Source organism: Amycolatopsis albispora, from assembly GCF_003312875.1.
Classification (GTDB): Bacteria; Actinomycetota; Actinomycetes; order Mycobacteriales; family Pseudonocardiaceae; genus Amycolatopsis; species Amycolatopsis albispora.
This window is the reverse complement of record NZ_CP015163.1, coordinates 3,205,223-3,228,499: the sequence shown is the minus strand read 5'-3', so window position 1 is coordinate 3,228,499 and position 23,277 is coordinate 3,205,223. Positions and strand designations below refer to the sequence as shown.

The window sequence follows — 23,277 nt, the reverse complement described above, 5'->3', positions numbered from 1 at the left end:
TTTGGCCACGCCTCCGGCGTGGCGGCGAGGTCGCTGTTGAGCCGATCTCCGGAGCGGACCACGCCGTGCCGCTGGGCGGCCCGTCGCGGCCCACTCCGGAGATCGGCGCGACCTCGCGGGCGGTTCAGTGGACAGGAGGTGCGAGCTGTGACCGGGCGCGCTGATGCGATAGGGCACCTTCGCCGGGCGAAGGACCGCATCGACGCGCGTTACGCCGAGCAGCTCGACGTGGACCAGCTCGCCCGGGTGGCGGGCTGGTCCCGCGAGCACTTCATCCGCACCTTCGCCGCGGCCTTCGGGGAGACGCCCGGTGCGTACCTGGCGCGGCGAAGGATCGAGCGGGCGCAGGATCTGCTCCGCTCGGTGAACCTGACCGTGACGGAGGTGTGCCACCTGGTCGGCTATTCGAGCCTCGGCACATTCAGCCGTCGCTTCACCGAAATCACCGGGGAAAGCCCGACGGCCTACCGCGCGCGTACGCGCGAGCACGCACCGCCGCCGGTTCCCGGTTGTTACCTGATGATGTGGACCAGGCCGGCCGGGTTCGGCGGGAACCGCGACGAGTCCGGAAAGGACGTCACTTCCGGATAAGCCATCCGGGCGCGGACGCGGCTAGCGTTCGGGCCAGTGCGCGAGACGGGAGTGGAAATGATCAAGAATTTGTCGCACGCCGGCATCTACGTGCTGGACCACGAATCGGCCAAGGAGTTCTACACCGCGAAGCTCGGTTTCGAGGTGCGCCAGGACGTGCGCATGGACGGCCGGTTCCGCTGGCTGACCGTGGGCCTGCCCGGGCAGCCGGAGCTGGAGTTCACCCTGATGGAACCCGGTCCGCCGCAGCACGACCCGGAAACCGAGAAGCAGCTGCGCGAACTGATCGCCAAGGGCGTGCTCGGCATGGGCGTGTTCGAGACCGAGGACTGCCGCAAGACCCACGAGGTGCTTTCCGCGCGCGGGGTGAACTTCCTGTCCGAACCGGCTGACCGACCGTACGGAGTGGAATGTCTGTTCCGTGATGACTCCGGGAACTGGTTCAGTCTCACCGAGCGACGGGAATTCGATCCCGGCAAGGACTGGGGCTTCGGCGAGACCGGTTGATCGCGTTTCATCGCGGTAAACAAGCCTTTCGCCGGACGGCAGGGGCTTCCGCTCGCGAGTAGCGTGGCTCACATGGTGCTGAGAAAGGCGCTGATCCTGGGTGGCACCGGCATGCTGGCCGGCGTCGCGGAATCGTTGACCGGTGACGGCTGGCTGGTGGTCCTGCCGAGCAGGCGCTACAGCCCGATCGGCGGCCGCCCGCTCGAGCCGGGCATCGCCGCGCGGCTGTCGATGGGGCCGCGCGGGCACCGGCCGCAGGGCGGTACCGCGACGCTGGGCCGGGCCATCTGGGTCGAAGCGCAATGGGAACGTCCACGTGAACTGGCGAAGAAGGCGGAGGACGCGCTCGGCGGCCCGGCGGACCTGCTGGTGGCCTGGGTCCACGACTCCTACCGCCGTGCGGTGATGGGGGTGGTCGAGCCGCTGCTGCGGCCGGAAGCCCCGGTGGTGGAGGTGCGGGAGGCCGCGTCGGTGCGGGCGGGAGAGGCGGAATCGCTGCTCGCGGTGCACCCCACCCAGCAGGTGCGCCTCGGCGCGATCTCGGAGCAGACCGGCAGGCCGCTGAGCCACGCCGAGATCGCCACCGGGGTGCTCGAAGCGGTCGAACGGGCACTGGAGGGCAGGCCGACCTCGGTGCACCAGATCGGGCACAACCGGCCCTACGTGCGCTGACCCGCCCCCGCCCACGCCCCCACTGCTCCGGTAGTGGGGGCGTTTTCGCGTGCCCTTGATCGTGAATCGGCTGCGGTGCTACGTTGCCGAAATAGATAACTTTGTTAACTAATTGAACACCCACCGCTTTCCGCCGCCCGCACCTCGAGGAGAGCGCAGATGAGCCGATCCGCCCTGCTGAAGGGGCTGCCGATAGCGCTGGCCGCCCTGCTGGCCCAGTCGGTGGTCGCCGCGAGCGGCGAGACCGTCGCGGAAACCCTGCTGTCCCACCAGAAACCCACCACCACCTCGTCGGTGGAGAACGCCACCTTCGGCGGCGGGCTCGCCGTCGACGGTGACACCACCACCCGCTGGGCGAGCGCGGAGGGCAGCGATCCACAGTGGATCGCGGTCGATCTCGGCGGGCCCGCGCGGATCACCCGCGTGAAGCTGAACTGGGAGGCCGCCCACGCCAGCGCGTACCAGCTCCAGGTCTCCGCCGACGGCAGCGCGTGGACCACGGTCAAGTCGGTCACCGGCTCGGACGGCGCGATCGACGAGCTCACCGGCCTGGACGCCGCGGCCCGGCACGTGCGCGTGCTCGGCACGCAGCGCGCCACCAGCTACGGGTACTCGCTGTGGGAGCTGGAGGTCCACGGCTCGCGCACCGGTGGTGGTGACATCGAGGCGCCGAGCGCGCCGTCCGGGTTGAAGGCCACCTCGGCCACCACCGACGCGATCACCCTGGCCTGGACGCCCGCCACCGACAACGTCGGCGTCACCGGGTACGAGGTGCTCCGCAACGGCAACGTCGTCGGCACCAGCACCACCGCCGGGTTCACCGACACGAACCTCGCCTCCGGCACCACGTTCACCTACGCGGTGCGTGCCCGCGACGCCGCGGGCAATCTGTCGGCGCCGAGCGCGTCGGTGCAGGCGAGCACCCAGCCGGGCAACGGCACCGGCGGCACGGTTTTTGTCATCGCCGGGGACATCGCCAAGCGCGAACTGCCGTCCGAGCACTCGAAGACCGCCGAACTGGTCGCGGGCATCAAGCCGCAGCACGTGCTGACCGTCGGTGACAACCAGTACGACAACGGCACGCTGAGCGAGTTCAGGGCCTACTACGACAAGACCTGGGGCAAGTTCAAAAGCATCACCAAGCCCACTCCCGGCAACCACGAGTGGTACGACCAGCTCAAGGGGTACAAGGCGTACTTCGGCTCGATCGCCACGCCGCAGGGCAAGCCGTACTACAGCTTCGACGTCGGTGACTTCCACTTCGTCGCGCTCGACTCCGATCCGGTGACCGACGGCAACCACGCCGAGCAGGTCACGTGGCTCAAGCAGGACCTGGCCAAGAACACGAAGTCGTGCGTGGTCGGCTACTGGCACCACCCGCGGTTCAACTCGGGCGAGTACGGCGACAACAAGGCCATCGCGCCGCTGTGGGACGAGATGGTCAAGGCCAGGGCCGACGTGGTCTTCGGCGGGCACGACCACCACTACGAGCGGATCAAGCCGCTGAACTCGCAGGGCCGGGTGGACGAGGCGAACGGCGTGCGGTCGGCGATCGTCGGCATCGGCGGTGACAGCCTGTACACGCAGATCAAGCCGCGCGATGGCGTGGAGAAGTCGTTCGCCAAGCACGGCGTGATGAAGTTCGTGACCAGCGGCAAGACCTACTCGTGGGAGATCATCGGCACCGACGGGAAGCTCCTCGACAAGGCCGGTCCCTACACCTGCCGCTGACCGGGGGAGACCACCGTGTACATCGCATCGGCGCGGGAAACCGGCCTCGAAGCGCGGCCGGACGGCGCCGGGCGCCGCGTGGCTGGCAACGTGTTCGCCCTCGGCGCGGTCAGCCTGGTCACCGACGTCTCCTCGGAGATGGTGACCGCGGTGCTCCCGCTGTACCTGGTGCTGCAGCTGGGTTTTTCGCCGCTGCAGTTCGGCATCCTGGACGGGCTGTACTCCGGGGTGACCGCGTTCGTGCGGATCGCCGGCGGCACGCTCGCCGACCGCTGGCAGCGTCGCAAGCTGGTGGCCGGGCTCGGCTACGGCATCTCCGCCGTGGCCAAGCTCGGCCTGCTCGGGGTGACCGGCTCGGCCACCTCGATGGGGCTGGTGCTGGCGGCCGACCGGACCGGCAAGGGCCTGCGCACCGCCCCTCGTGACGCGCTGATCTCGCTGAGCAGCGATCCCGGCACGCTCGGCCGCGCGTTCGGCGTGCACCGCGCGATGGACACCGTCGGCGCCTTTCTCGGGCCGCTGGTCGCCTTCCTGCTCCTGTGGGCGGTGACCGGCGGTTACCAGGCGGTGTTCTTCGTCAGCTTCTGCGTCGCGACGCTGGGTGTGGTGCTGCTGGTGTTGTTCGTCCGGGACCACCGGGAGCCGGTCGACCGGCGAAGCTCGGTTTCGCCGCGGGCGGCGTTCGGCCTGCTGCGTGATCGCGGGTTCCGGCGGATCTGCGGCTGGGCGGCGCTGTTCGGCCTGGCCACCGTCGGTGACGCGTTTGTCTACCTGCTGCTGCAGGACCGGCTGTCCATCGAGCCGGCCTACTTCGCGGTGCTGCCGCTGGGCACCGCCGGGATCTACCTGCTGCTGGCCGTGCCGCTGGGCCGGGTCGCCGATCGGATCGGCCGCTGGAAGGTGTTCGTGGCCGGTCACCTCGCGCTGCTCGCGGCCTACACGCTGCTGCTCGGCGCGGCGGACGGGCTGTGGCTGGTGGTGGCGAGCCTGACCGCGCACGGCCTGTTCTACGCCTGCACCGACGGGGTGCTGATGGCCGCGGCCGGCCCGCTGCTGCCCGCCGGGCTGCGGACCAGCGGCCTCGCCGTGCTGCAGACCGGGCAGGCGCTGGCGAAGCTCGCGTCCTCGGTGCTGTTCGGCGCGGCCTGGACGCTGTGGGGCATGCGGCCCGCGCTGTACCTCGCGGCGGGAGCGCTGGCGGTGGTGGTGGTCGCGGCGCTGATCGTCCGGCCGCTGCGCGCGGAAAGGGGAGCGGTATGAGGTTCGGGGTCAAGGTGTGGACCGCGCTCGGCGCCACCGTGCTGCTCGGCGGGGCGGCCACGATCTACACGCTCGACGCGATGGCGGGAAATCCGACGCGGGCACGGCCGGACGTCACCGTCGCGGTCGACCACAGCGGCCCGCCCGACCTGCTCGAACCGGGCCGCCTGCTGTTCCGCACCACCGCGCCGGGACCGGACCACGGCAAGGTCGCCTCGGTCGCGCTGGCCGATCCCGGCGGGCCGCGGCGGATCAGCCAGCTCGCCTGCGACCGGTTCCACACCGAAGCCGGGACCGGGGTGTGCCTGGCGACCGCGCCGGGCCTGATGCCCAGCGCGGTCGCGCTGCGGGTGGACGAGCGGCTGCGCGAGACCGAACGCGTGGAGGTCGCGGGCATCCCGAGCCGGGCGAAGCTGTCCGCCGGCGGCCGCATGGCCACCTGGACCACCTTCGTCACCGGCGACTCGTACACCCAGGGCACCGGGTTCTCCACGCGCACCGCGATCCTGGACCGCCGGGACGGCGCGTACCTGAGCAACATCGAGGGCATCCCGCTCACCGTGGACGGCAGGCCGTACCAGGCCGAGGACGTCAACGTCTGGGGCGCGGGCTTCACCGCCGACGGCAGCCGCTTCTACGCCACCGTGTCCACCGCCGGGCGGACCCACCTGCTCGAAGGCGACTACGACGCGTGGACCGCGCGCACCCTGGCCGAGAACGCCGAATGCCCGTCGCTGTCACCGGACGGCAGGCGGCTGGCGATCAAGAAACGCGTTTCCGACGACGCCGCGCGGCCGTGGCGCGAGTACGTGCTCGACCTGGAAACCCTGCGGGAGACGCCGCTGGCCGAGACGCGCAGCGTCGACGACCAGGTGGTCTGGCTGGACGAACACACCGTGGCCTACGAACTGCCGCGGGACGGCGGCTCGGACATCTGGGCCGTGCCCGCCGACGGTTCCGGTGCCCCAAGGCTGCTGGTGCCGTGGGGCTCGTCCCCGTCGGTCACCTCGCGAGGCCCCTGATCAGCACCATCACCGACTCGCGGACCTCGTCCCGGCTGCGCTGCCGCTGAAACACCTGCCAGTCCAGCGCCACCACCAGCAGCGTGCCGAACAACCCGGCCGCCGCGGTCGGGATCTGCACGCCGTCGGGCAGGCGTCCAGCGTCGGCGACGCGCTGCAACTGCTCCTTGACGATGGAGATGATCTCCTCGCGCAGCAGCGACAGCGTTTCGTGCCACTGGCCCGGCGTCCGCCACATCTCGCTGACCAGGATCTGCGAGAAGCCGGGGTACTCGGCGATGAACCGGAGCGCACTGTCCACTTGGGACTCCAGTGCCTCGACCGGGTCAGCGGGCGCGGCCGCTTCGCGCAGCCGGTCGGCGAGCTGGCCGACGCCGTAGCGCAGCAGCGCGTCGATCAGCCCGTCCTTGCTGCCGAAGTTGTAGTACACGGTGCCCTTGGCCACCCCGGCCTCGGCCGCGATCTCGTCCACGGTCAGCCCGACCAGGCCGCGGTCGGTGGCCAGCTTCAGGGTGGCCTCGAACAGCCTGCGCCGGGTGGCGTCGGCCCTGGCGCTCACAGGCTCAGCTCCGGCTTCAGCTGCGACACCGTCCACATGCGACGCTTGCTGGCCGCGTACGCGGACACCGCGAGCGCGCCGACCAGATAGGCGACCAGCACCCCGATGTCCCCGAGGATCTGCAGTGACGCCCCGCTGTAGAGCAGGTGCCGGAACCCGTCGATGGCGTAGCCCATCGGCAGCACGATGTGCAGCGGGTACAGCGCGTCCGGGATGGTCTGCCACGGGAAGGTCCCGCCCGCGCTGACCAGCTGCAGCACCAGCAGCACCAGGCCGAGGAACTTGCCGACCGCGCCGAACAGCGCGTTCAGCGCGTGCACGATCGCGGTGAACGACAGCGAGACCAGGATGGCGAAGCCGATCGCGCCCAGCGGGTGCGCCACGTGGATGCCGACCAGCCAGGTCACCGCGCCGAACAACACGATCACCTGCGCGATGCCGAGCAGCGCCGAGGCCAGCCAGCCGCCGACGGCCACCCGCACCGGCGACGCGCCCGCGGTCAGCGCCCTGGTCGAGAGCGGCCGCAGCAGCAGGAACAACACGAACGCGCCGATCCAGGTGGCCAGCGCGATGAAGAACGGGGCCAGCCCGGCGCCGTAGGTGCCCGCCGAGGCCACGCCGACCGAGTTGACCGCCACCGGGTCGGCGATGGTGTTCGCGGTGGCCTGCCGGGTCGGGTCGTCGGGGTTCGGGATCTCCTTCAGCCCGGCGCCGAGGCCGTCGCGGAGCTGGTTGGCGCCGTCACGCAGCTGCGTGCTGCCCTTGAGCGCGTCCTGCTCGCCGGTGGCCAGCTTCGACGAGCCGTCGACCAGCTGCTGCGCGCCGTCCGCGGCCTTGCCGATGCCGTCGACCAGGGTCGGTGCCGACGCGGCGAGCTGCGCGGCGCCCTCGGAGACCTGGCGGGCGCCGTCGGCGAGCCTGCTCAGATCGCTGTTCGCCTGCTGGATCTTCGCGTTCGCGTCGTCCACCGGCTTGCGCAGCTGGCCGAGCACGCTGAGCGCGTGCTGCACCTCCTCTTCGCTGAGCCCGCCGTTGCGCAGCGCTTGCGCCAGCTGCCCGTTCGCGTTGTCCAGCGAGTTCTGCAGGTCGGTGGACGCGCCCGCGGCCACCTGCGCGGCCGAGGCGACCTTCGCGTTGCCCGCCGCGACCTGGCTCGCGCCGTCGGCGAGCTGCTTCGACTTCGACGGCAGTTCCTTCGTGCTGTCGCGCAGTGTGTTGAGCCCGGTGGACAGCTGGGTGCTGCCGGTGGAGAGCTGGCTCGCGCCGTCCGCCAGCTGCTGCTGCCCGCTGACCAGCTGCCCGGCACCGTCGGCGAGCTGCGTCGCGCCGCGCGAGGCCTCTTCGATCTTGCCGTAGATGGTGGAGAAGCCGACCAGGAACCGGTCCGCGGCCTCGCTGCCCACCTTCTCCGCGATCGTCGCGCGCACCTGCTCGGCCACCTGGTCGGCGATGGTGCCGGACAGGTAGTTGTTGGCGTCGTTGGTGGTCAGCGTGATGGTGGCCTGCTGCGGCTGGAAGTTGCCGGTGGACAGCAGCGCGGTGGAGAACTCGCGGGGAATGGTGATGGCGAACGAGTACTTGTCGTCGCGCACCCCGTTCTGCGCCTCCTCCGCGGACACCTCGTGCCACTGGAAGGTGCCCGAGCCGACCAGCTCGTCGGTCACCTCGCGGCCGATGTTGCGCTGGGTGCCCTCGCTGTCGGTGGCGCCGATGTCGGCGGAGACCACCGCGGCGGGCAGCTTGTTCAGCCTGCCGTACGGGTCGTAGTTCGCGTACAGGTAGAACGAGGCGTAGAGCAGCGGGACCAGCACCAGCGCGAGCATCGCCAGCTTGGGCAGCTTCCCGGCGGTCAGCCTCCGCAGTTCGTTGAGGGCGATCCGGACGCTGCTCACTGCTGTTCTCCTTCGGCGTCTTCCGTGTCGTTCCCGGGCGCGGGCAGGGGAGCGCACTGCTCCGGCTCCGGCTGCGCCAGCTCACCGGCACGCGCCGGGGTGAACGGCAGCGCGGAGGCGGGTGTGGTCGCGCTCAGCACCACCACCGCCAGCCCGCGTTCGGCGTGCTCACGGGCCAGGGACACCCAGCTGTCGACGTCACTGGTGTGCCGGTCGGGGGTGTCGAGCACCAGCAGTTCGACGCCCTTCCGGCTCGCGGCGAGCGTGGTCAGCAGGCGCGTGCGCACCACCGGCTCCAGGTTTTCGAAGCGGGTGTCGGCGAACGGGCCGACGTCGTTCGCGGCGAGCCAGCGCCGCACGTCCTCCTTCGACGACGGCCGCCGCGCCAGCGCCAGTTCCTCACCGGCGACCACGCTCAGGCTCAGCGCGCCGTCCGGCTCGCTGACCCCGGGCGCGTCGACCACGGCGGAGGCCTCACGCAGCTTCGCGGGACCGGTGATCGTGCCGGTCGCGGGCTTGAACCGCCCGGCCAGCGCCAGCCCGAACGCGGTCAGCCCGGCCCCCGGCTCGCCGTGGAGCACCGCCAGCTGCCCGGCGGCGACGGTCAACGAGGTCGGTGGCATCAACGTGCCGTGCGGTCCGGTGACGGACACGCGATCGGCGTGAACCTGCACGGGGGCTCCCGGGATTTGAACTGACTGGTCAGTTCAAAAGTAGGCCTGGAGCTGGGTGTGGGCAAGCTCAGCCGGGCAGAACACCCCGGTCGAGTGACTACCGCAACAGCGAAGCCGGGCGAACCTCCCAGATCGTCCAAAGTGGACGATAGCCCCGGCGGTGCCAGAACACCGACGACAACGGGTTCGGCGGGTTGTAGTAGAGGTAGGTGCCCGCCGCCCCGCGTTCGTGGAAGTACGCGTGCGCTGCCGCGGCCAGTGTCCGCCCGATGCCGCGCCCGCGCACTTCGCGCGCCGTGCCGACGTTGTTCAGATAACCCCAGCTGCCCGGCGGCAGCAGCTCGGCGGCACCGGCGTCGCCGGTCACGTCCACCCACGAGCAGTCGGCCAGACCTGCGACAACACCGCCCACCTCGGCCACCCAGACGGTGCCGGTGTCCTGCTCCAGCTTCCGCCGCATTCTCGGCGCGACCAGTTCGGCGGCATCCCCTCGCCGGGGGAGCGCGACCAGCGAGGAGTACTCGAAGACCTCCAGCACGAGGTCCAGCACGGCGGGAAAGTCGTCCGGCCGCGCCTGGCGGACCGTCACCTCCGGGTGGCCACCCGGTTCCGGCGGCCCGGTGCGCGTCGCCAGCGCGGTGACCGGCGCGAGCCCGTGGTCGAGGAAGGCGCGGATCGCCTCGGCGTCGTGGCTCGGCCAGGTCACCACGCACGCCGAGTCCTCGCCGGGTGACTCGTGGTCCAGTTCGGCGCGCCACGCCCGGAGCAGCGCGTCCATCGCCGCGGTGCCGGTCGTGCCGGTGGCGGGGAACAGCCGCCACACCTCGGCGGCCGACCACAGCAGGTCCACCGCGCCGGGCTCGAGCCGTTCCCGGCGCAGCACCGCGGACACGCGCTCGCCATCGGCGGTCACCGCGTGCAGTTCGGTCATGCCCTCATCTCCCCCGCCGGGGTCACGTCCCAGATGGTCCACAGTGGACGATAACCCTGGCGGTGCCAGAACACCGAGGAGAGCGGGTTGCACGGGTTGTAGAACAGGAAGGTGCCGCGCACACCGGAGCCGAGCATCGTCCGGTGCGCCTCGGCCATCAAGGCGCGGCCGACGCCGGTGCCGCGTGCGCTTTCGGTGACCGACAGCGTCGAGACGTATCCCCAGCGCCCGCCGGGCAGCCGGTTCGCCAGCGGGCCGCCGGCCTCCGGGATCAGGCAGCGCGTGCTCACCATGCCGACGGCCAGCCCGTCCGCTTCGGCCAGCCACACCCGGCCTTCCACCAGCAGCCGCCGCAGTCCCGGTTCGAGCAGGGTGGCGGCGCCGTCGAGCAGCCGGGCCGTGCCGACCAGCGCCGCGTAACGCAGCTCGGCGACCTCCAGCTCGAGCAGTTCCTCCAGATCGGCCTCGCGCGCCGGGCGCACGACCAAGCCGGACGGCCGGTACTCGGGCGGAACGGGACCCGTGCGCACGCCGATCGCGGTCCTCGGCAGGAAGCCGTGCCGCGGCAGCACACCGAGCACCGGTGCGTCCAGGCTCGGCCAGGCCAGCACGCACGCCGAATCGGCGTCCGGCCGCTCGGCCAGCACCCGCAGCCGGAGCGCGGGCAGCAGCGCGCGCAGGCCCGCCGCGTCACCGGCGTCGAGCAGTGGCGTGATCTCCCAGGTCACGGCGGGGGAGAAGAGGCGCTCGACGGTGCCGGGGGTCAGCTTGCTCCGGTAGAGCACCGCGGTGACCTCGCGGCCCTCACCCGGTACGCGGGCGTGGATGCGCTCGCCCGCCGGGGCACTCGGCTCCGGCAGCAGCGGATCCAGCCCGGCGAAGCTCACCCCGGCTTCCGCGTCCGGAAGATCGCGGTGCCGGGGAAGAGCTTGCCGCGCAACGGGCTCCACTGGCCCCACACCCGGGTGTGCCCGTCCGGCCACTCCGGTTCGACCAGGTCGAGCAGCTCCAGCCCGGCGCCGGCCAGGCCGCGGACGTAGTCGCCGAGCGTGCGGTGGTACTCCACATAGGTCGCGCGGCCGTCACCGTCCACTTCGACGTACGGGGTGCGGTCGAAGTACGGCTGGGTGGCGGTCAGCCCGGCGGGGCCGGGGTCGTCCGGGAAGATCCAGCGCATCGGGTGGGTGACCGCGAAGACCCACGGCGCGCCGGGCCGCAGCACACGGTGCACCTCGGCGAACACGGCGTCCACCGAGGACACGAACGGCAGCGCGCCGAAGGCCGAGCACGCGGCGTCGAAGCTGCCGTCGGCCAGCGGCAGGAACTCGGCGTTCGCCTGGACCAGCGGCACGTGGATGCCGGTGCGCCCGGCGGCCTCGCGGGCGTGGCGCAGCATGCCGGCGGACAGGTCGAGCGCGACCGGGTGCGCGCCCTGTGCCGCGAGCCAGCGCGCGCACGGCGCCGAACCGCAGCCCACCTCCAGCACGCGGCGGCCCGCCAGCGGGCCGAGGAAGCCGGTGTCGGCCTCGCGCAGGCCCTCCGGGCACCAGAGGAAGTCGGCCTCGCCGAGGAAGTCGCCGTGTGTCTCGTGGTACTCGTCGGCGTCGGCGTCCCACCAGGCAAGATTGGCCGCGGCGGCCTCCGCGGAACCCACCTCGCGGTAGGCGATGGCGGCGGTGCCGAGGCGTTGCTCGGCGCGGTCGTGGCGGTCGGGCGGCGGTGAGGTCACCGGGTCATCCTCCCGCAGGCGCCGTAGCGGACCGCGCGTGTGGACCCTGTTTGTGCCCTGCCCAGTGGGCCGCGTAGGATACTCACTAGCGCAGTGGGTTCGCGCTACCTCTCCCTCCGGCGCACAGCTGGGGTCCGGGTCGCGCACCGCCGTCGGTGATGCACGTGGCCGATTTCTTCGGGAACGCAGCAGAATCGTTCGTCCGGCAGCCCGGTGCGCGCGCAAACAGCAAACCTACTATCCCCAAGCCGTTACCGGAGCAACCCGCCTAATGACCATCGACACCGCCACCGCCCCGACTGCGTCCACCCCGCAGCAAGTCGCCGTCAACGACATCGGGTCGGAGGAAGACTTCCTGGCCGCGATCGACAAGACGATCAAGTACTTCAACGATGGCGACATCGTCGAAGGCACCATCGTCAAGGTCGATCGCGACGAGGTGCTGCTCGACATCGGGTACAAGACCGAGGGCGTCATCCCCTCGCGTGAGCTGTCCATCAAGCACGATGTCGACCCGGCCGAGGTGGTCACCGTCGGCGACGAGGTCGAGGCCCTGGTCCTCCAGAAGGAGGACAAGGAAGGCCGCCTGATCCTCTCCAAGAAGCGCGCGCAGTACGAGCGCGCCTGGGGCACCATCGAGGAGCTCAAGGAGAAGGACGAGCCGGTCAAGGGCACCGTCATCGAGGTGGTCAAGGGCGGCCTGATCCTGGACATCGGCCTGCGCGGCTTCCTGCCCGCGTCGCTGGTCGAGATGCGCCGCGTGCGCGACCTGCAGCCCTACGTCGGCCGCGAGCTCGAGGCGAAGATCATCGAGCTGGACAAGAACCGCAACAACGTGGTGCTGTCCCGCCGCGCCTACCTGGAGCAGACCCAGTCCGAGGTGCGCAGCGAGTTCCTCAACGCGCTCGCCAAGGGCCAGGTCCGCAAGGGCGTGGTGTCCTCCATCGTCAACTTCGGTGCCTTCGTGGACCTGGGTGGCGTCGACGGCCTGGTGCACGTCTCCGAGCTGTCCTGGAAGCACATCGACCACCCGTCCGAGGTGGTCGAGGTCGGCCAGGAGGTCACCGTCGAGGTGCTCGACGTGGACATGGACCGCGAGCGCGTGTCGCTGTCGCTGAAGGCGACCCAGGAAGACCCGTGGCGTCAGTTCGCCCGCACCCACGCGATCGGCCAGATCGTGCCGGGCAAGGTCACCAAGCTGGTGCCGTTCGGCGCGTTCGTGCGCGTCGAGGAGGGCATCGAGGGCCTGGTGCACATCTCCGAGCTGGCCGAGCGCCACGTGGAGATCCCGGAGCAGGTCGTGCAGGTCAACGGCGATGTGATGGTCAAGGTCATCGACATCGACCTGGAGCGCCGCCGCATCTCGCTGTCGCTGAAGCAGGCCAACGAGGGCTTCACCCCGGACTCGGAGTTCGACCCGACGCAGTACGGCATGGCCGCCGAGTACGACGAGCAGGGCAACTACATCTACCCCGAGGGCTTCGACCCGGACACCCAGGAGTGGCAGGAAGGCTTCGACAAGCAGCGTGAGGAGTGGGAGCGGCAGTACGCCGAGGCCCACACCCGGTACGAGGCGCACATGAAGCAGATCGCCAAGGCCGCCGAGCAGGACGCCGAAGCCGCTGCCAACGCGGCGACCGGTGGCGACCCGTCCGGTGGGGAGCAGAGCTACACCTCCGCCCCGGCCGACTCCGGCTCGAAGAGCAGCGGCGGCACCCTGGCCTCCGACGAGCAGCTCGCGGCCCTCCGCGAAAAGCTCTCCGGCGGCGCGTGAGCCACGCCTAGCCTCTCCGGAAACCCCGGGACCCGCTTCATGGGTCCCGGGGTTTCCGCTTTCCCGGGGGTCGGCGTGCCGGTGCCGCGGAACACGAATGTGGCTTTGGGGGCGCGGGGCTGGACACGAATGTGGCTTTGGGGGCGGGGCGCGGACACGAATGTGGCTTTCGGGGCGCGGGGCCCGAACGGTGGGCCGCGGCGGCGCGGCATCGGACACGAATGTGGCTTTGGGGGCGGAAAACGCTCCGAAAGCCACATTCGTGTTCTGAGGCAGCCGGGGACGGGCGGCCGCGCATCCCCGGCTTCCGGCGCCCAGGCAACCGGGCTCTCCCGGGCCACCGGGTGCGCATCCCACCGACGCGGCCACCGGGCGCGGCTCCATTGGTGCGCGGCCCACTGGTGTGCGGCCACCGGGCGCGTGGCTCCATCGGCGCACGGCCATCGGGCGTGCGGCTCCATCGGCGCGCGGCCCACTGGTGCACGGCCCACTGGTGCGCGGCCATCGGGCGTGCGGCTCCATCGGCGTGCGGCCCACTGGTGCGCTGGCCCACTGGTGCGCGGTCCCACCGGGCGGGCGGTCCCATTGGGCGCGTTCCGCCGGGCGCCCCCTCGCCGGGTGCGTTCCGGGCGCGGATCTGCCGTGGCAAGGCTCGGCCCGGCAGCGGCTCCCCGGGGCCCGGCAGGCTTCCCCCGGGCTCAGCCTCCTCAGGCGGCCTCAGCGGAACCCCGCCCGTGTCACGAATGTGGCTTTCGAGACGCCCGATGTCTCGAAAGCCACATTCGTGACAGCCCATCGCCGGCTCACCCGGGTGAGGTAGTTGCCCGCAGCCGAATAGGGTGGAACACCTACGAGTGACGGCTCCCTGATCGTGGGAAATTTGCGTGCCCGGAGGTATTCACTAGTGTGCGTTCCGTGGTGATTTTGATGGACGCGGCACCGATCCGGCGGAATACTCAGGGATGACAGCCGGGATGGGCTGCCTGTCGTCGCCCGCACCGCCGGTGCTCGCGGGTTGTCGGATCTTCGGACCGCTGATTCGGGGTGGGTGAATGACTGTCGGCGTGCGGGTTCTCGGCGAGCTCGAGGTCGTCCGTGATGGCCTCCTGGTCACGCCTTCGCAGCCCAAGGTGCGCCAGCTCCTCGCCCTTCTCGCGGTCAACTGGAACAAGGTCGTCCGCACCGAGCAGCTCCGCGCCGAGCTGTGGGGCGCCAACCCGCCCCCGAAGGCCAGCACCACCCTCCAGGTCTACGTCTCCAACATCCGCCGCATGCTGGCGGGCGAACCGCGCTCGGCCAGCGGCACCGTGGTCCACCGGCCCCGCGTCGGCTACGCGCTGAACCTCCCGGAGCACACGCTCGACATCGCGCGCTTCACCGAGCTGGCCCGCTCCGGCCGCGCCGAACTGGACGCCGGGCGCCTCGAAGAAGCCTCGGCCGCCTTCCGCGGCGCGCTCGAAGAATGGCGCGGCGGCCCGCTGTGCGACCTCGACCCCGGCGAAGTCCTCGCCCCGCACGTGGCCCGGCTGCGCCAGGAACGCGCGGCCGTGCTGGAGCAGCGCATCGAGGTCGACCTGGTGCTCGGCCGCCACCTCGACCTGATCGGCGAACTGCGTGTGCTGGTGCAGGAATACCCGACGCACGAAGGCCTGCACGCCAAGCTCATGCTGGCGCTGCACCGCTCCGGCATGCGTTCCGAGGCGCTGAGCGTGTTCCAGCGCCTGCGTGCCGACCTCATCGACCAGCTCGGCCTCGAGCCGAGCGCCTCCACCCGCCGCCTGCACCAGGACCTGCTCGACGGCGAGGTCAAGCCCGACCAGCCACCGGGCACCACCAGCATCCGCCGCGCCAAGTCGTGGTGGCACCCGCCCGCGCAGCTGCTGCCCGACCCGGTCGAGGTGATCGGCCGCGGCGCCGAGGCCGAGCGGATCACCGCCGAGCTGCGGGCGGCGTCGAAGCTGGCCGTGGTGACCGTGGCCGGCGGGCCGGGGGTGGGCACCTCCACGCTCTGCGCGCACGTGGCGAACCAGGTGCGGGAGTCCTTTCCGGACGGTCAGCTGTACGCGGACCTGCTGGCCCACGAGTCACCGGCCGAGGTGCTGGCCGGGTTCCTGCGTGCGATCCGCGGCCCGGACTGCTGGCTGCCCGCCAGCGAACAGGAGCGGGCCGACCTGTTCCGCAGCTGGACCGCCCGCCGACGCATGCTGGTGGTGCTGGACAACGTGACCGCCGCCCAGCAGCTGAACCTGCTGCTGCCCGGCGGAGAGGGCAGCGCGGTGCTCGCCGGCTGCCGCCGCCGCATCGCCGACCCGGCCGGGCTGGCGGTGGCGCTGCGCCCGCTGACCGGCGAGGACTCCCTGCGGCTGCTGGAATCCATGATCGGCACGCAGGTGGAACGCGAACCCGACGCCGCGCGCGAACTGGCCGAACTGTGCGGTGGACTGCCCGCGGCGCTGATCGGCGCGGCGACCCGCCTGGCGCTGCGGCCGCACTGGTCGATCTCACGCGTGGTGGCGCGCCTGCGCGCGCCGGGGGACCGCCTCGGCGAGCTGACCGCGGGCAGGCTCGACCTGCTCGCCAGCGTGGAACGCACCTCGGCGCTGCTCGACGCCGACCAGGCGGACGCCTTCCAGCGGTTCGCGGGCCTGTTCAGCACCGCGGTGTCGGTGCCGGAGTTCGCCCGCGCCTGCCTGATCGGCGAGCGCGCCGCGGAGTCCCGGCTGGAGCAGCTGGTCGAACTGCAGCTGATCGAGGTCGAGGAGAACCGCCCGCAGCCGGGCAGCGGCTACTTCACCTATCGCATGCACCCGCTGATCCGGCTGGCCGCGCTGGCCATTGGCGAACGCGCGCAGGAGGCTCACGATTCCTTGCGTGCCACCATCCGGTAGGCGTTCGACAACCGCGCGCGACCGGCGAACGGGCGCACCAGCCGGTCGGCGACCGCGGCCAGCACCACACCGAGCGCCCCGGCCAGCAGCACGCCGCCGCGGGCGATTCGGCGGAACCGGCCGGGCGGGCGCGGGTGCCACGGCGCGTCCTCACGCGGGGCGAGGTCGTCGAGCGTGAGCCAGGCCGCCGCCACCAGGTCGATCGGGTCGTGTGCCTCGGCGCGCTGCTCCAGCACCACGGTGAAGCCGAGCGATTCGAGGCGCTGCCGCAGGTTCGCCAGCGGCACGAAGTGCAGGTGCTGCGGCTGCAGCCACGGCAGCCAGCGGCGGCCGAGCAGCCGGGCGTAGCGGCTCTCGGGATCGGGCACCTCGATCACCAGGTGACCGCCGTCGCGCAGCACCTGGTGCGCGGCGTCGAGTTCGGCTTGCGGTGCTGTGCTGTGCTCCAGGTAGTGGTACATGCTGACCACGTCGTAGGTGTTCGCCAGGTCCCCGGCCAGTTCGGCGAAGAGCCCGCGGTACCCGGTGGCCACGCGGCCGTGTTCCTCGGCCAGCTTCACGCCCTCGCTGAGGTCCAGCCCGTCGAACCGCGTTTCCGGGAACACCTCGCGCGCGGATTCGCAGAAGTGGCCGTGCCCGGTGCCGACGTCCAGCCAGTTCGACGGCTCCACCAAGCCGGAGACCGCCCGAGCCCGGTCGAGATAGGTCTTGCCGCGCCCCTCGAACTGCCCGGCCAGCTGCTTTTCCCCGAGACCGTCGTAGAAGTCGCGGTAGTAGAACTCCAGTCCGGCCGCGTTCAGCCGCGGGTTCTGGAAGATGTGCGTGCAGTCGCGGCACTGCTCGAGCGTGAACCGGCCCGGCTTGTGCTGCAGGAAGTCCCGCGTGCGCAGCCGGACCGACAGCCGCTCGGACGAGCACCACGGGCACCGCGTGGCACGCGGCTCGAAGAACCGGTCCAGCCCGCCGGCGAGATCCGCCTGGTAAACCGGCCGCAGCCGGTCGATTTCGGTCATGCGTGCACTCCCGCCGTGATCAGGGCTTCCAGTTGGGCCGCGGCCGCGGCGGCGCCACCGGCCGCGCGGAAGGACCGGCCGATCCGGGCCGCGTTGGCCCGCATGCCGCTGCCGGGGTCGAGCACGGTGCTGATCGCCACCCGCAGGTGCTCGGCGGTGGCCTTGGTGAAGCGCACGCGGACGCCAGCACCCGCCTCGGCCACCTGCTCGGCGATCACCGGCTGGTCGTCCCGGATCGGCGCGACCACCAGCGGCAGGTCGTGCCAGAGCGCCTCGCAGACGGTGTTGTGCCCGCCGTGGCAGACCACCGCGTCCATCTTGGGCAGCAGGTCGAGCTGCGGCACGTGCGGCAGCGGCAACACGGTGTCCGAAGTGGACAGCACACGGGCCGGATCGGCGACCACGGCCCGTATCCCGGTGGCCGCGCATTCGGTGAGGAACCGGGCACCGGCGTCGACGTTGGCGGTGCCGAGGGTGACCAGCACGGTGGGCCGGTGGTCCAGCCAATCCCATGGGAAGTCCACTTCGGACTCCCGATCACCGATGGACGGCCCGACGAAGGTGACACCGCGCATCTCGCCCGCCAGTTCCGCGGTGGTGAAGGCCAGCACGCCGTGCGGGGAGAACCGGGGATCGGTGCTGCCGTCGGGGTCGCCGATCGACGCGCGCAGCGCGGCGAGCCGCTCGAGCACCCAGTCGCGCACCTTGGGCATCGAGGCGAGCGGGTCGGTCAGCTCGGCGGAGGTGGTGGCCGAGGTCAGCCACGGCAGCCCGAGGCGGTCGGCGATCAGTCCACCGGCCACCGCCTGCTGGTCGACCAGCAGCGCGTCCGGCCGGAACCGCTCGATCGCCGCTTCGACGCCCGGTGCCATCGACTCGGCCAGCGGCAGGAAACCCTCTTCCCACAGGAACTTCAGCGCCGCCGCACCCCGCAGCTCGGGCGGTCGCGGGGTGGCGGGCGGCAGGGCGCAGTCGTAGACGTGCGCGGCCCCGGCCAGGCGGGTGATCAGCTCACCGTGCCCGGCCCACGCCACCTCGTGCCCGCGGCGGACCAGCTCGGCGGCCACCCCGACCACCGGGTTGACGTGGCCCACCAGGGGCGGCACCACCAGGAGGAACCGGCTCACGCCTGCACCAGCGTGTGCTCGCGCACCCAGTCCAGCACCAGGCCCCTGGTCAGCTCGGTCCGCTCCACCAGCACCGAATGCCGCTGGCCGGGCACCACCACGGTCCGGCAGACCGGCAGCAGCCCGGCCAGCACCGGGGCCTGCTCGGCGAGATCGGACTCGGCGCCGTAGATCGCCAGCACCGGAGCGGTCACCGCGGCGATGTCGCCGGGCGCGAGCACCGCGCTGGCCGGGATGTCGTCGGCGAGCGTGCTGGAGCGCAGCACCTTCCCGGCCGACCGCGCCAGCCTGCTGGTGTGCGCGCCGTGGTTCGCGGTGATCCACTCGAAGGCCGCTTCCTCGGCCAGCTGCTCGCGCGCCCGGCCGAGGTTCACCGCCATCTTCGCCGCCCACGCCGCGGTGGCGGGTTCCGATTCGATCATGGTCACCGACGCCACGCGCTCCGGCAGCCGCGCCGCGAAGCCGAACGCGATGGTGCCGCCGAAGGAGTTGCCGACCAGGTGCACCGGCCCGGTCACGGCCAGCTCGCCGAGCAGCGCGGTGAGGTCGTCGACGAAGGTCTCCAGCTGGTACCCGCTCGGCGGCCGCTCGCTGCGGCCGTGCCCGCGCAGGTCGTACATCACCACGTCGTGCCCGGCCGCGGCGAACGCCGGGCCGAGCGTGAAGTAGTAGCTGGCCAGGCTGTCCGTGCCCAGGCCGTGCAGGAAGACCACCGGCGCGCCGTCCGGGTCGCCCAGCCGCTGGACGTGCACGCCGATGCCGTTCGCGGTCAGCTTCACCGGCCCGCCCCCACGAGCGAGCCTTCCACGTGCCGCACCAGCGCGCCGACGGTCAGCTCGATGATCTCGTCGAGCTCCAGCCCGGCGATGAACTCGGCGAAGTTGACCTGGCCGCCGTAGCGCTCCTCGAGCTGCCCGGCCAGCGCCACCAGGTCGATGCTCTCCATCTCGAGGTCATCGGTGAACCGGGTGTCCATCCCGATCTCCACGTCACCGGTGCCGTAGTCGGCCAGCACCACCTCGATCATCTCGCTGATCTCGGCGAGGATCCGCTCGGTGCTCATACGCCTGCTCCTTCCTCCGCCGCCTGCGCGGCGATCCGGTCCAGCGCGGTGCCGCCCGGGTCGACCATGGCCACCGCGGTGGTGCCGTGACCCGCCACGCCGATGGTCAGCGGCGGCAGCACGCGGCCGTGTGCCCCGATGACCGTGTGCTCGTCGATCACCTGGATTTCGGCGGGGAACAGCTCGCCCTCACCGCGGTTCCAGAGCCACCACCGCACCGCGTCCTTGATCGCGATCCGCCGCAGCAGCCACTGCCGCTTTTCCCGTGGTGGCACCGCTTCGTAGTCCGCCCGCTCGGTCTTGCCGAGGTGGTTGCGCATGATCAGCTCACGCGAGGCCAGGTCCGGCCACTGCTCGCGCAGCACCACCCAGCCGCCGTCGTCCGGCACGGACAGCGTGTTGCGGCTGGGGAAGCGGTCGGCCGAGCGGGTGTGCGGGCTGCTGTCGAACCGGCGGTCACGCCAGCCGGTGATCTCGGCCCACAGCCTGCCGCCCGCCGACAGCTGCACGTCGGCATCCAAAGTGGACTCGGTGAGCGCGGTGATCCGGAGGTGGCAGTCCAGCCGCTCGCCGGTGGCCGGGTGCGGGCCGAAGAACCGGATCTGCCGCATGTGGACGGGGAACACCACGTCCCGCTCCGGGTGGTGCGCGATGATCCAGTAACCGAGCAGCTGGCCCACGTTGTCCAGCAGCGCGCCCGGTGCGGGCGGCGTGGTCAACACGCCGCGCACGTGCGCGGGGCCGATCGCGGTCAGCTCCGAAACCCCTTGGTAGCGCGGGCCGTGGAACATCCAGTTCTCTTCGTACAGCTGGGCCGCGGTCATCTCCGGCGCGCGCTCGGGACCCGGCCGCCACAGCGCGCCCGGTGCCGGGTAGCCGGTGGCCAGCTCGACCACGGCGCGGGCGTACCCGGTGAGTTCCACCGCGACCCGGCCGGGCGCGGTCACCTGGACCGACACCGGGATCTCGGTGGCCGGGATGGCGGCGAGCCAGCGCGAGAGGTGCACGTCGTGCACGCCGATCGCGCGGGTGCCCGGCACCGCCCGCTCGGCGAACTCGATCAGGTGGTGGATCACCGTGGTGGCCGGCACGATCGGCCAGCGGTCCTCCAGCTCCGGCCAGTCTTCGCGCTGCCGGAAGAAGCAGTGGTCGGCCAGGTACGGCATCTCGTCCACCGACACGCGGAGCACGGGCGGCTTGCGCACGGCGAGCAGTTCGGCCGCGGTGTTCGCGGTCTCCCGCATCAACGCGGAAAGCTCGGCGGCGATGGGGGAGGAGTCCGCGAACCTGTCCAAAGTGGATTCCCCGCGGCCGACGTCCAGGCGGACCGAGCCGCCGAGGCGTACCGGCGGGGTGTCCAGGTCGATCGGTACCCCGGGCCGGCGTTCCAGCAGATCGGGCTGCTCGCCTTCGGTCCACAACGCCAGCGCCACCCGGCGCAGCTGCGCGAGGCCGGAGCGCTTGGCCGAGTTCGCGGCCACCACCAGGTGCGGCGCCCCGGCGAGCGTGTCACCGATCAGCGAGCCGACCTGGCCCGCGCCCAGCTGGACGAAGGCGCGGAACCCGGCCGCGTGCATGGCTTCGATCATCGGCCGGAACCGCACCGGTTCGAGCAGGTGCCGGACGAACAGCTCACGCACCCGCTCCGGCGCGGCCGGGAACTCCGCCGCGGTGGTCGCCGACCAGACCGGGACCCGCGGCGGGTGCAGCTCGAACCGGTCGGCGGCGGCGCGGATCGGGCCGAGGTACGGCTCCAGCATCGGCGTGTGGAAGCCCGACTGGAACGGCAGCACCTGGCTGATCACCCCGGCCGCGCGCATGGTCCGGACCAGCTCGCCCACCGGTTCGGCCGGGCCGCAGACCATCGCCTGCTTCGGCGCGTTGTCGTGGGACAGCACCACTTCCGGCGGCAGCGCTTCGGCGACGCGCTCGGCCGACGTGCCGATGACCGCGAAGGCCAACCCCGGCACGCGCAACCCGGCGGGGTCGAAGGAGCCGAGGAACTCGTCCACAGCGGACTTGTCGTAGATGCCACCGCAGGCCATCGCGGTCCATTCCCCGACGCTGTGCCCGGCCACCGCGTCGGGGACCACGTTCATCCGGCGCAGCGCGGTGTCGAGCAGCCTGCCCAGCTGGAAGACCCCGGCGCCGTGCCCGCCGAGCACCGAGGCGTCCGGTGCCGACCACGGCAGGCCGAAGTGCGCGGCCACGTCGTCGGCCCGCGGTTCGAACTCGGCTTCCAGGCCGGGGAAGATGAACGCGATCTTGCCGCCGCCGGACAGCAGTGGCTCCGGGGTGAACCAGATGTCGTTGCGGCCACGCCACGGCTTGCCCTTGGCGACCGCCTTCCTCGCCACGGCCAGGCGTTTCGGCGTCGGGTCAGCGATCGCCAGCCGGACCGGGCCGCTGCCGCCGGTCACCGGGTCGCCGTCCAGCGCGCGGGCCAGCTCGTCCACAGTGGACGCGGCGAGGCGCAGGGTGCGTTCCGGCTCGCGGACTTCGACCACCGGCTTGGCCTCACCGGCCTGTTCGAGCACCACGTGGGCGTTGATGCCGCCGAAGCCGAACGCGTTCACGCCCGCCAGCCGGTGGCCCGGCCATTCTTCGGGCTGGCCGGTGGTCCGGAAGCGGGTGTCCGCCAAGCCGGGGTGCGGGTCGTCGCAGTGCAGGGTGGGCGGCAGCACACCGTGGTAGACCGCCAGCGCGGCCTTGACCAGCCCGGCCACCCCGGCGGCCGGCATGGTGTGCCCGATCATCGACTTCACCGAGCCGAGCACCGCGCGCGGGCCGTCGGCCGGGCCGAACACCTCGGCGAGCGTGGCCAGTTCGGCGCCGTCCCCGGCCGGGGTGGCCGTCCCGTGCGCCTCCAGCAGGCCGATCGACGCCGGATCGAGGCCGGCCTGCCGCCAGGCCGCGCGCACCGCGGTGACCTGGCCGCCGGAGTCCGGGTTGACCAGGCTGGCGGTGCGGCCGTCGCTGGCCACCCCGCACCCGCGGATCACCGCGTAGATCCGGTCGCCGTCGCGCTGCGCGTCGGCCAGCCGCTTGAGCACCACCACCCCGGTGCCCTCACCGATCAGGATGCCGTCGGCCTCGCGGTGGAACGGGCGGATGCGCTCGCTCGGGGAAAGCGCCTTGAGCTGGGAGAACACGCTCCACAGGGTGATGTCGTGGCAGTGGTGCACACCGCCCGCGAGCATCAGGTCGCACCGGCCGCTCGCCAGCTCGCGCACCGCGTGGTCCACCGCGATCAGCGAGGACGCGCACGCGGCGTCCACTGTGTACGCCGGGCCGCGCAGGTCGAGCCGGTTCGCCACCCGGGAGGCGGCGAGGTTCGGCACCAGGCCGATCGCGGACTCGGGGGAGTGCGGGCCGAGCGCGTCGGTGAACGCCGAACGCACGCGGTCCAGCTGGTCGGAACCCAGCTCCGGCAGCAGTTCGCCGAGCGTGCGGGTGAGCTGCTGGGCGGTGCGCACGCGCTGGTCGAGCCGGACGAGGCCGGGCGTGAGGTAACCACCGCGGCCGAGGATCACCCCTGCGCGCTGCCGGTCCGGCAGGCTGCCGCCCGCGTCGGCGAGCGCCTCGGCGGCCACCCGGAGCGCGATCAGCTGGTCGGGTTCGGTGCCGGGCACCGAGTTCGGCATGATCCCGAACCGGGTCACGTCGATCTCGGCGCCGGAGACAAAACCACCGCGTCGGCAGTAGACCTCGGCGTCGTCGGATTCCCAGCGTCCGCCGGGCACCTCGCTGATCGCGTCGACCCCGCCGGTGATGTTGCGCCAGTAGGTGGCCAGGTCGGGCGCGCCGGGCAGCAGGACCGACATGCCGACGATGGCCACGGGCG

At 71.9% G+C, this 23,277-nt stretch carries 19 protein-coding genes; 8 read left to right on the top strand and 11 right to left on the bottom strand.

What is annotated here, in order from left to right:
- Nucleotides 1–147: 147 nt before the first annotated feature.
- From A4R43_RS14975 to A4R43_RS14950, 6 genes are all read left to right on the top strand, one after another.
- Nucleotides 148–591: a helix-turn-helix domain-containing protein gene (locus A4R43_RS14975; protein ID WP_113692898.1), complete on the top strand. Its 444-nt coding sequence runs from the start codon at nt 148–150 to the stop codon at nt 589–591.
- Nucleotides 592–648: 57 nt separating this feature from the next.
- On the top strand, nt 649–1,098 hold the full coding sequence (locus A4R43_RS14970) for a VOC family protein (protein ID WP_113692897.1): 450 nt from the start codon (nt 649–651) through the stop codon (nt 1,096–1,098).
- 72 nt (nt 1,099–1,170) lie between these two features.
- Nucleotides 1,171–1,770 (top strand): Rossmann-fold NAD(P)-binding domain-containing protein, encoded by a 600-nt coding sequence (locus tag A4R43_RS14965; protein WP_113692896.1) that lies wholly within the window; start codon nt 1,171–1,173, stop codon nt 1,768–1,770.
- A gap of 159 nt (nt 1,771–1,929) precedes the next feature.
- Complete coding sequence (locus tag A4R43_RS14960) at nt 1,930–3,501, top strand: discoidin domain-containing protein (RefSeq protein WP_113692895.1); 1,572 nt, start codon at nt 1,930–1,932, stop codon at nt 3,499–3,501.
- Between the two features lie 15 nt (nt 3,502–3,516).
- Nucleotides 3,517–4,761: an MFS transporter gene (locus A4R43_RS14955; protein ID WP_113692894.1), complete on the top strand. Its 1,245-nt coding sequence runs from the start codon at nt 3,517–3,519 to the stop codon at nt 4,759–4,761.
- Nucleotides 4,758–5,783: a PD40 domain-containing protein gene (locus tag A4R43_RS14950; RefSeq protein WP_113692893.1), complete on the top strand. Its 1,026-nt coding sequence runs from the start codon at nt 4,758–4,760 to the stop codon at nt 5,781–5,783. The genes A4R43_RS14955 and A4R43_RS14950 overlap by 4 nt, the downstream gene beginning before the upstream one ends.
- Here A4R43_RS14950 and A4R43_RS14945 read toward each other — a convergent pair.
- The 6 genes from A4R43_RS14945 to A4R43_RS14920 all read right to left on the bottom strand — a co-directional run bounded on the left by A4R43_RS14945 (nt 5,764) and on the right by A4R43_RS14920 (nt 11,568).
- Complete coding sequence (locus A4R43_RS14945) at nt 5,764–6,342, bottom strand: TetR/AcrR family transcriptional regulator (protein WP_113692892.1); 579 nt, start codon at nt 6,340–6,342, stop codon at nt 5,764–5,766. The two genes, A4R43_RS14950 and A4R43_RS14945, sit on opposite strands and share 20 nt — an antisense overlap.
- A complete protein-coding gene (locus A4R43_RS14940) occupies nt 6,339–8,234 on the bottom strand; it encodes a YhgE/Pip domain-containing protein (protein ID WP_113692891.1) in 1,896 nt (631 codons plus the stop codon). The genes A4R43_RS14945 and A4R43_RS14940 overlap by 4 nt, the downstream gene beginning before the upstream one ends.
- Nucleotides 8,231–8,908: an ATP-binding cassette domain-containing protein gene (locus tag A4R43_RS14935; RefSeq protein WP_113692890.1), complete on the bottom strand. Its 678-nt coding sequence runs from the start codon at nt 8,906–8,908 to the stop codon at nt 8,231–8,233. Before A4R43_RS14935 ends, A4R43_RS14940 begins: the two co-directional genes overlap by 4 nt.
- 97 nt (nt 8,909–9,005) lie before the next feature.
- A complete protein-coding gene (locus A4R43_RS14930; protein ID WP_113692889.1) occupies nt 9,006–9,839 on the bottom strand; it encodes a GNAT family N-acetyltransferase in 834 nt (277 codons plus the stop codon).
- Nucleotides 9,836–10,726 (bottom strand): GNAT family N-acetyltransferase, encoded by an 891-nt coding sequence (locus A4R43_RS43985; protein ID WP_113692888.1) that lies wholly within the window; start codon nt 10,724–10,726, stop codon nt 9,836–9,838. Before A4R43_RS43985 ends, A4R43_RS14930 begins: the two co-directional genes overlap by 4 nt.
- Entirely contained in the window at nt 10,723–11,568 is an 846-nt protein-coding gene (locus tag A4R43_RS14920; protein WP_113692887.1) for a class I SAM-dependent methyltransferase, read from the bottom strand. The genes A4R43_RS43985 and A4R43_RS14920 overlap by 4 nt, the downstream gene beginning before the upstream one ends.
- A gap of 271 nt (nt 11,569–11,839) precedes the next feature.
- Between A4R43_RS14920 and rpsA the strand changes: the two genes are divergently transcribed.
- A complete protein-coding gene (gene rpsA, locus A4R43_RS14915; RefSeq protein ID WP_113692886.1) occupies nt 11,840–13,342 on the top strand; it encodes a 30S ribosomal protein S1 in 1,503 nt (500 codons plus the stop codon).
- Nucleotides 13,343–14,394: 1,052 nt separating this feature from the next.
- The gene (locus A4R43_RS14910; protein WP_113692885.1) at nt 14,395–16,230 is read left to right on the top strand and encodes an AfsR/SARP family transcriptional regulator; all 1,836 of its coding nucleotides are present in this window, start codon (nt 14,395–14,397) and stop codon (nt 16,228–16,230) included.
- Here the strand turns inward: A4R43_RS14910 and A4R43_RS14905 are convergent.
- From A4R43_RS14905 to A4R43_RS14885, 5 genes are read right to left on the bottom strand one after another with little or no spacing between them, the layout of a single operon-like run.
- Nucleotides 16,200–17,243, bottom strand: a complete 1,044-nt coding sequence (locus tag A4R43_RS14905; protein ID WP_113692884.1) for a class I SAM-dependent methyltransferase — start codon at nt 17,241–17,243, stop codon at nt 16,200–16,202. The genes A4R43_RS14910 and A4R43_RS14905 overlap by 31 nt on opposite strands.
- Nucleotides 17,240–18,370 (bottom strand): glycosyltransferase, encoded by a 1,131-nt coding sequence (locus tag A4R43_RS14900; protein WP_113692883.1) that lies wholly within the window; start codon nt 18,368–18,370, stop codon nt 17,240–17,242. The genes A4R43_RS14905 and A4R43_RS14900 overlap by 4 nt, the downstream gene beginning before the upstream one ends.
- On the bottom strand, nt 18,367–19,149 hold the full coding sequence (locus tag A4R43_RS14895; protein ID WP_113692882.1) for an alpha/beta fold hydrolase: 783 nt from the start codon (nt 19,147–19,149) through the stop codon (nt 18,367–18,369). Before A4R43_RS14895 ends, A4R43_RS14900 begins: the two co-directional genes overlap by 4 nt.
- Nucleotides 19,146–19,433, bottom strand: coding sequence for an acyl carrier protein (locus A4R43_RS14890; RefSeq protein WP_113692881.1), 288 nt, complete (start codon nt 19,431–19,433; stop codon nt 19,146–19,148). Before A4R43_RS14890 ends, A4R43_RS14895 begins: the two co-directional genes overlap by 4 nt.
- Nucleotides 19,430–23,257 carry a beta-ketoacyl synthase N-terminal-like domain-containing protein gene (locus A4R43_RS14885; protein WP_236809213.1) on the bottom strand — a complete coding sequence of 1,276 codons (3,828 nt, stop codon included), beginning with the start codon at nt 23,255–23,257 and terminating at the stop codon, nt 19,430–19,432. The genes A4R43_RS14890 and A4R43_RS14885 overlap by 4 nt, the downstream gene beginning before the upstream one ends.
- Nucleotides 23,258–23,277: the final 20 nt, after the last annotated feature.

What these genes read in the sequence shown, in the direction of transcription:
- A4R43_RS14970 (WP_113692897.1), top strand. Translation starts at nt 649, where the DNA reads ATGATCAAGAATTTGTCGCACGCCGGCATCTACGTGCTGGACCACGAA.
- A4R43_RS14965 (WP_113692896.1), top strand. Translation starts at nt 1,171, where the DNA reads ATGGTGCTGAGAAAGGCGCTGATCCTGGGTGGCACCGGCATGCTGGCC.
- A4R43_RS14960 (WP_113692895.1), top strand. Translation starts at nt 1,930, where the DNA reads ATGAGCCGATCCGCCCTGCTGAAGGGGCTGCCGATAGCGCTGGCCGCC.
- A4R43_RS14950 (WP_113692893.1), top strand. Translation starts at nt 4,758, where the DNA reads ATGAGGTTCGGGGTCAAGGTGTGGACCGCGCTCGGCGCCACCGTGCTG.
- A4R43_RS14930 (WP_113692889.1), bottom strand. Translation starts at nt 9,839, where the DNA reads ATGACCGAACTGCACGCGGTGACCGCCGATGGCGAGCGCGTGTCCGCG.
- rpsA (WP_113692886.1), top strand. Translation starts at nt 11,840, where the DNA reads ATGACCATCGACACCGCCACCGCCCCGACTGCGTCCACCCCGCAGCAA.
- A4R43_RS14910 (WP_113692885.1), top strand. Translation starts at nt 14,395, where the DNA reads ATGACTGTCGGCGTGCGGGTTCTCGGCGAGCTCGAGGTCGTCCGTGAT.
- A4R43_RS14905 (WP_113692884.1), bottom strand. Translation starts at nt 17,243, where the DNA reads ATGACCGAAATCGACCGGCTGCGGCCGGTTTACCAGGCGGATCTCGCC.
- A4R43_RS14890 (WP_113692881.1), bottom strand. Translation starts at nt 19,433, where the DNA reads ATGAGCACCGAGCGGATCCTCGCCGAGATCAGCGAGATGATCGAGGTG.
- A4R43_RS14885 (WP_236809213.1), bottom strand. Translation starts at nt 23,257, where the DNA reads ATGTCGGTCCTGCTGCCCGGCGCGCCCGACCTGGCCACCTACTGGCGC.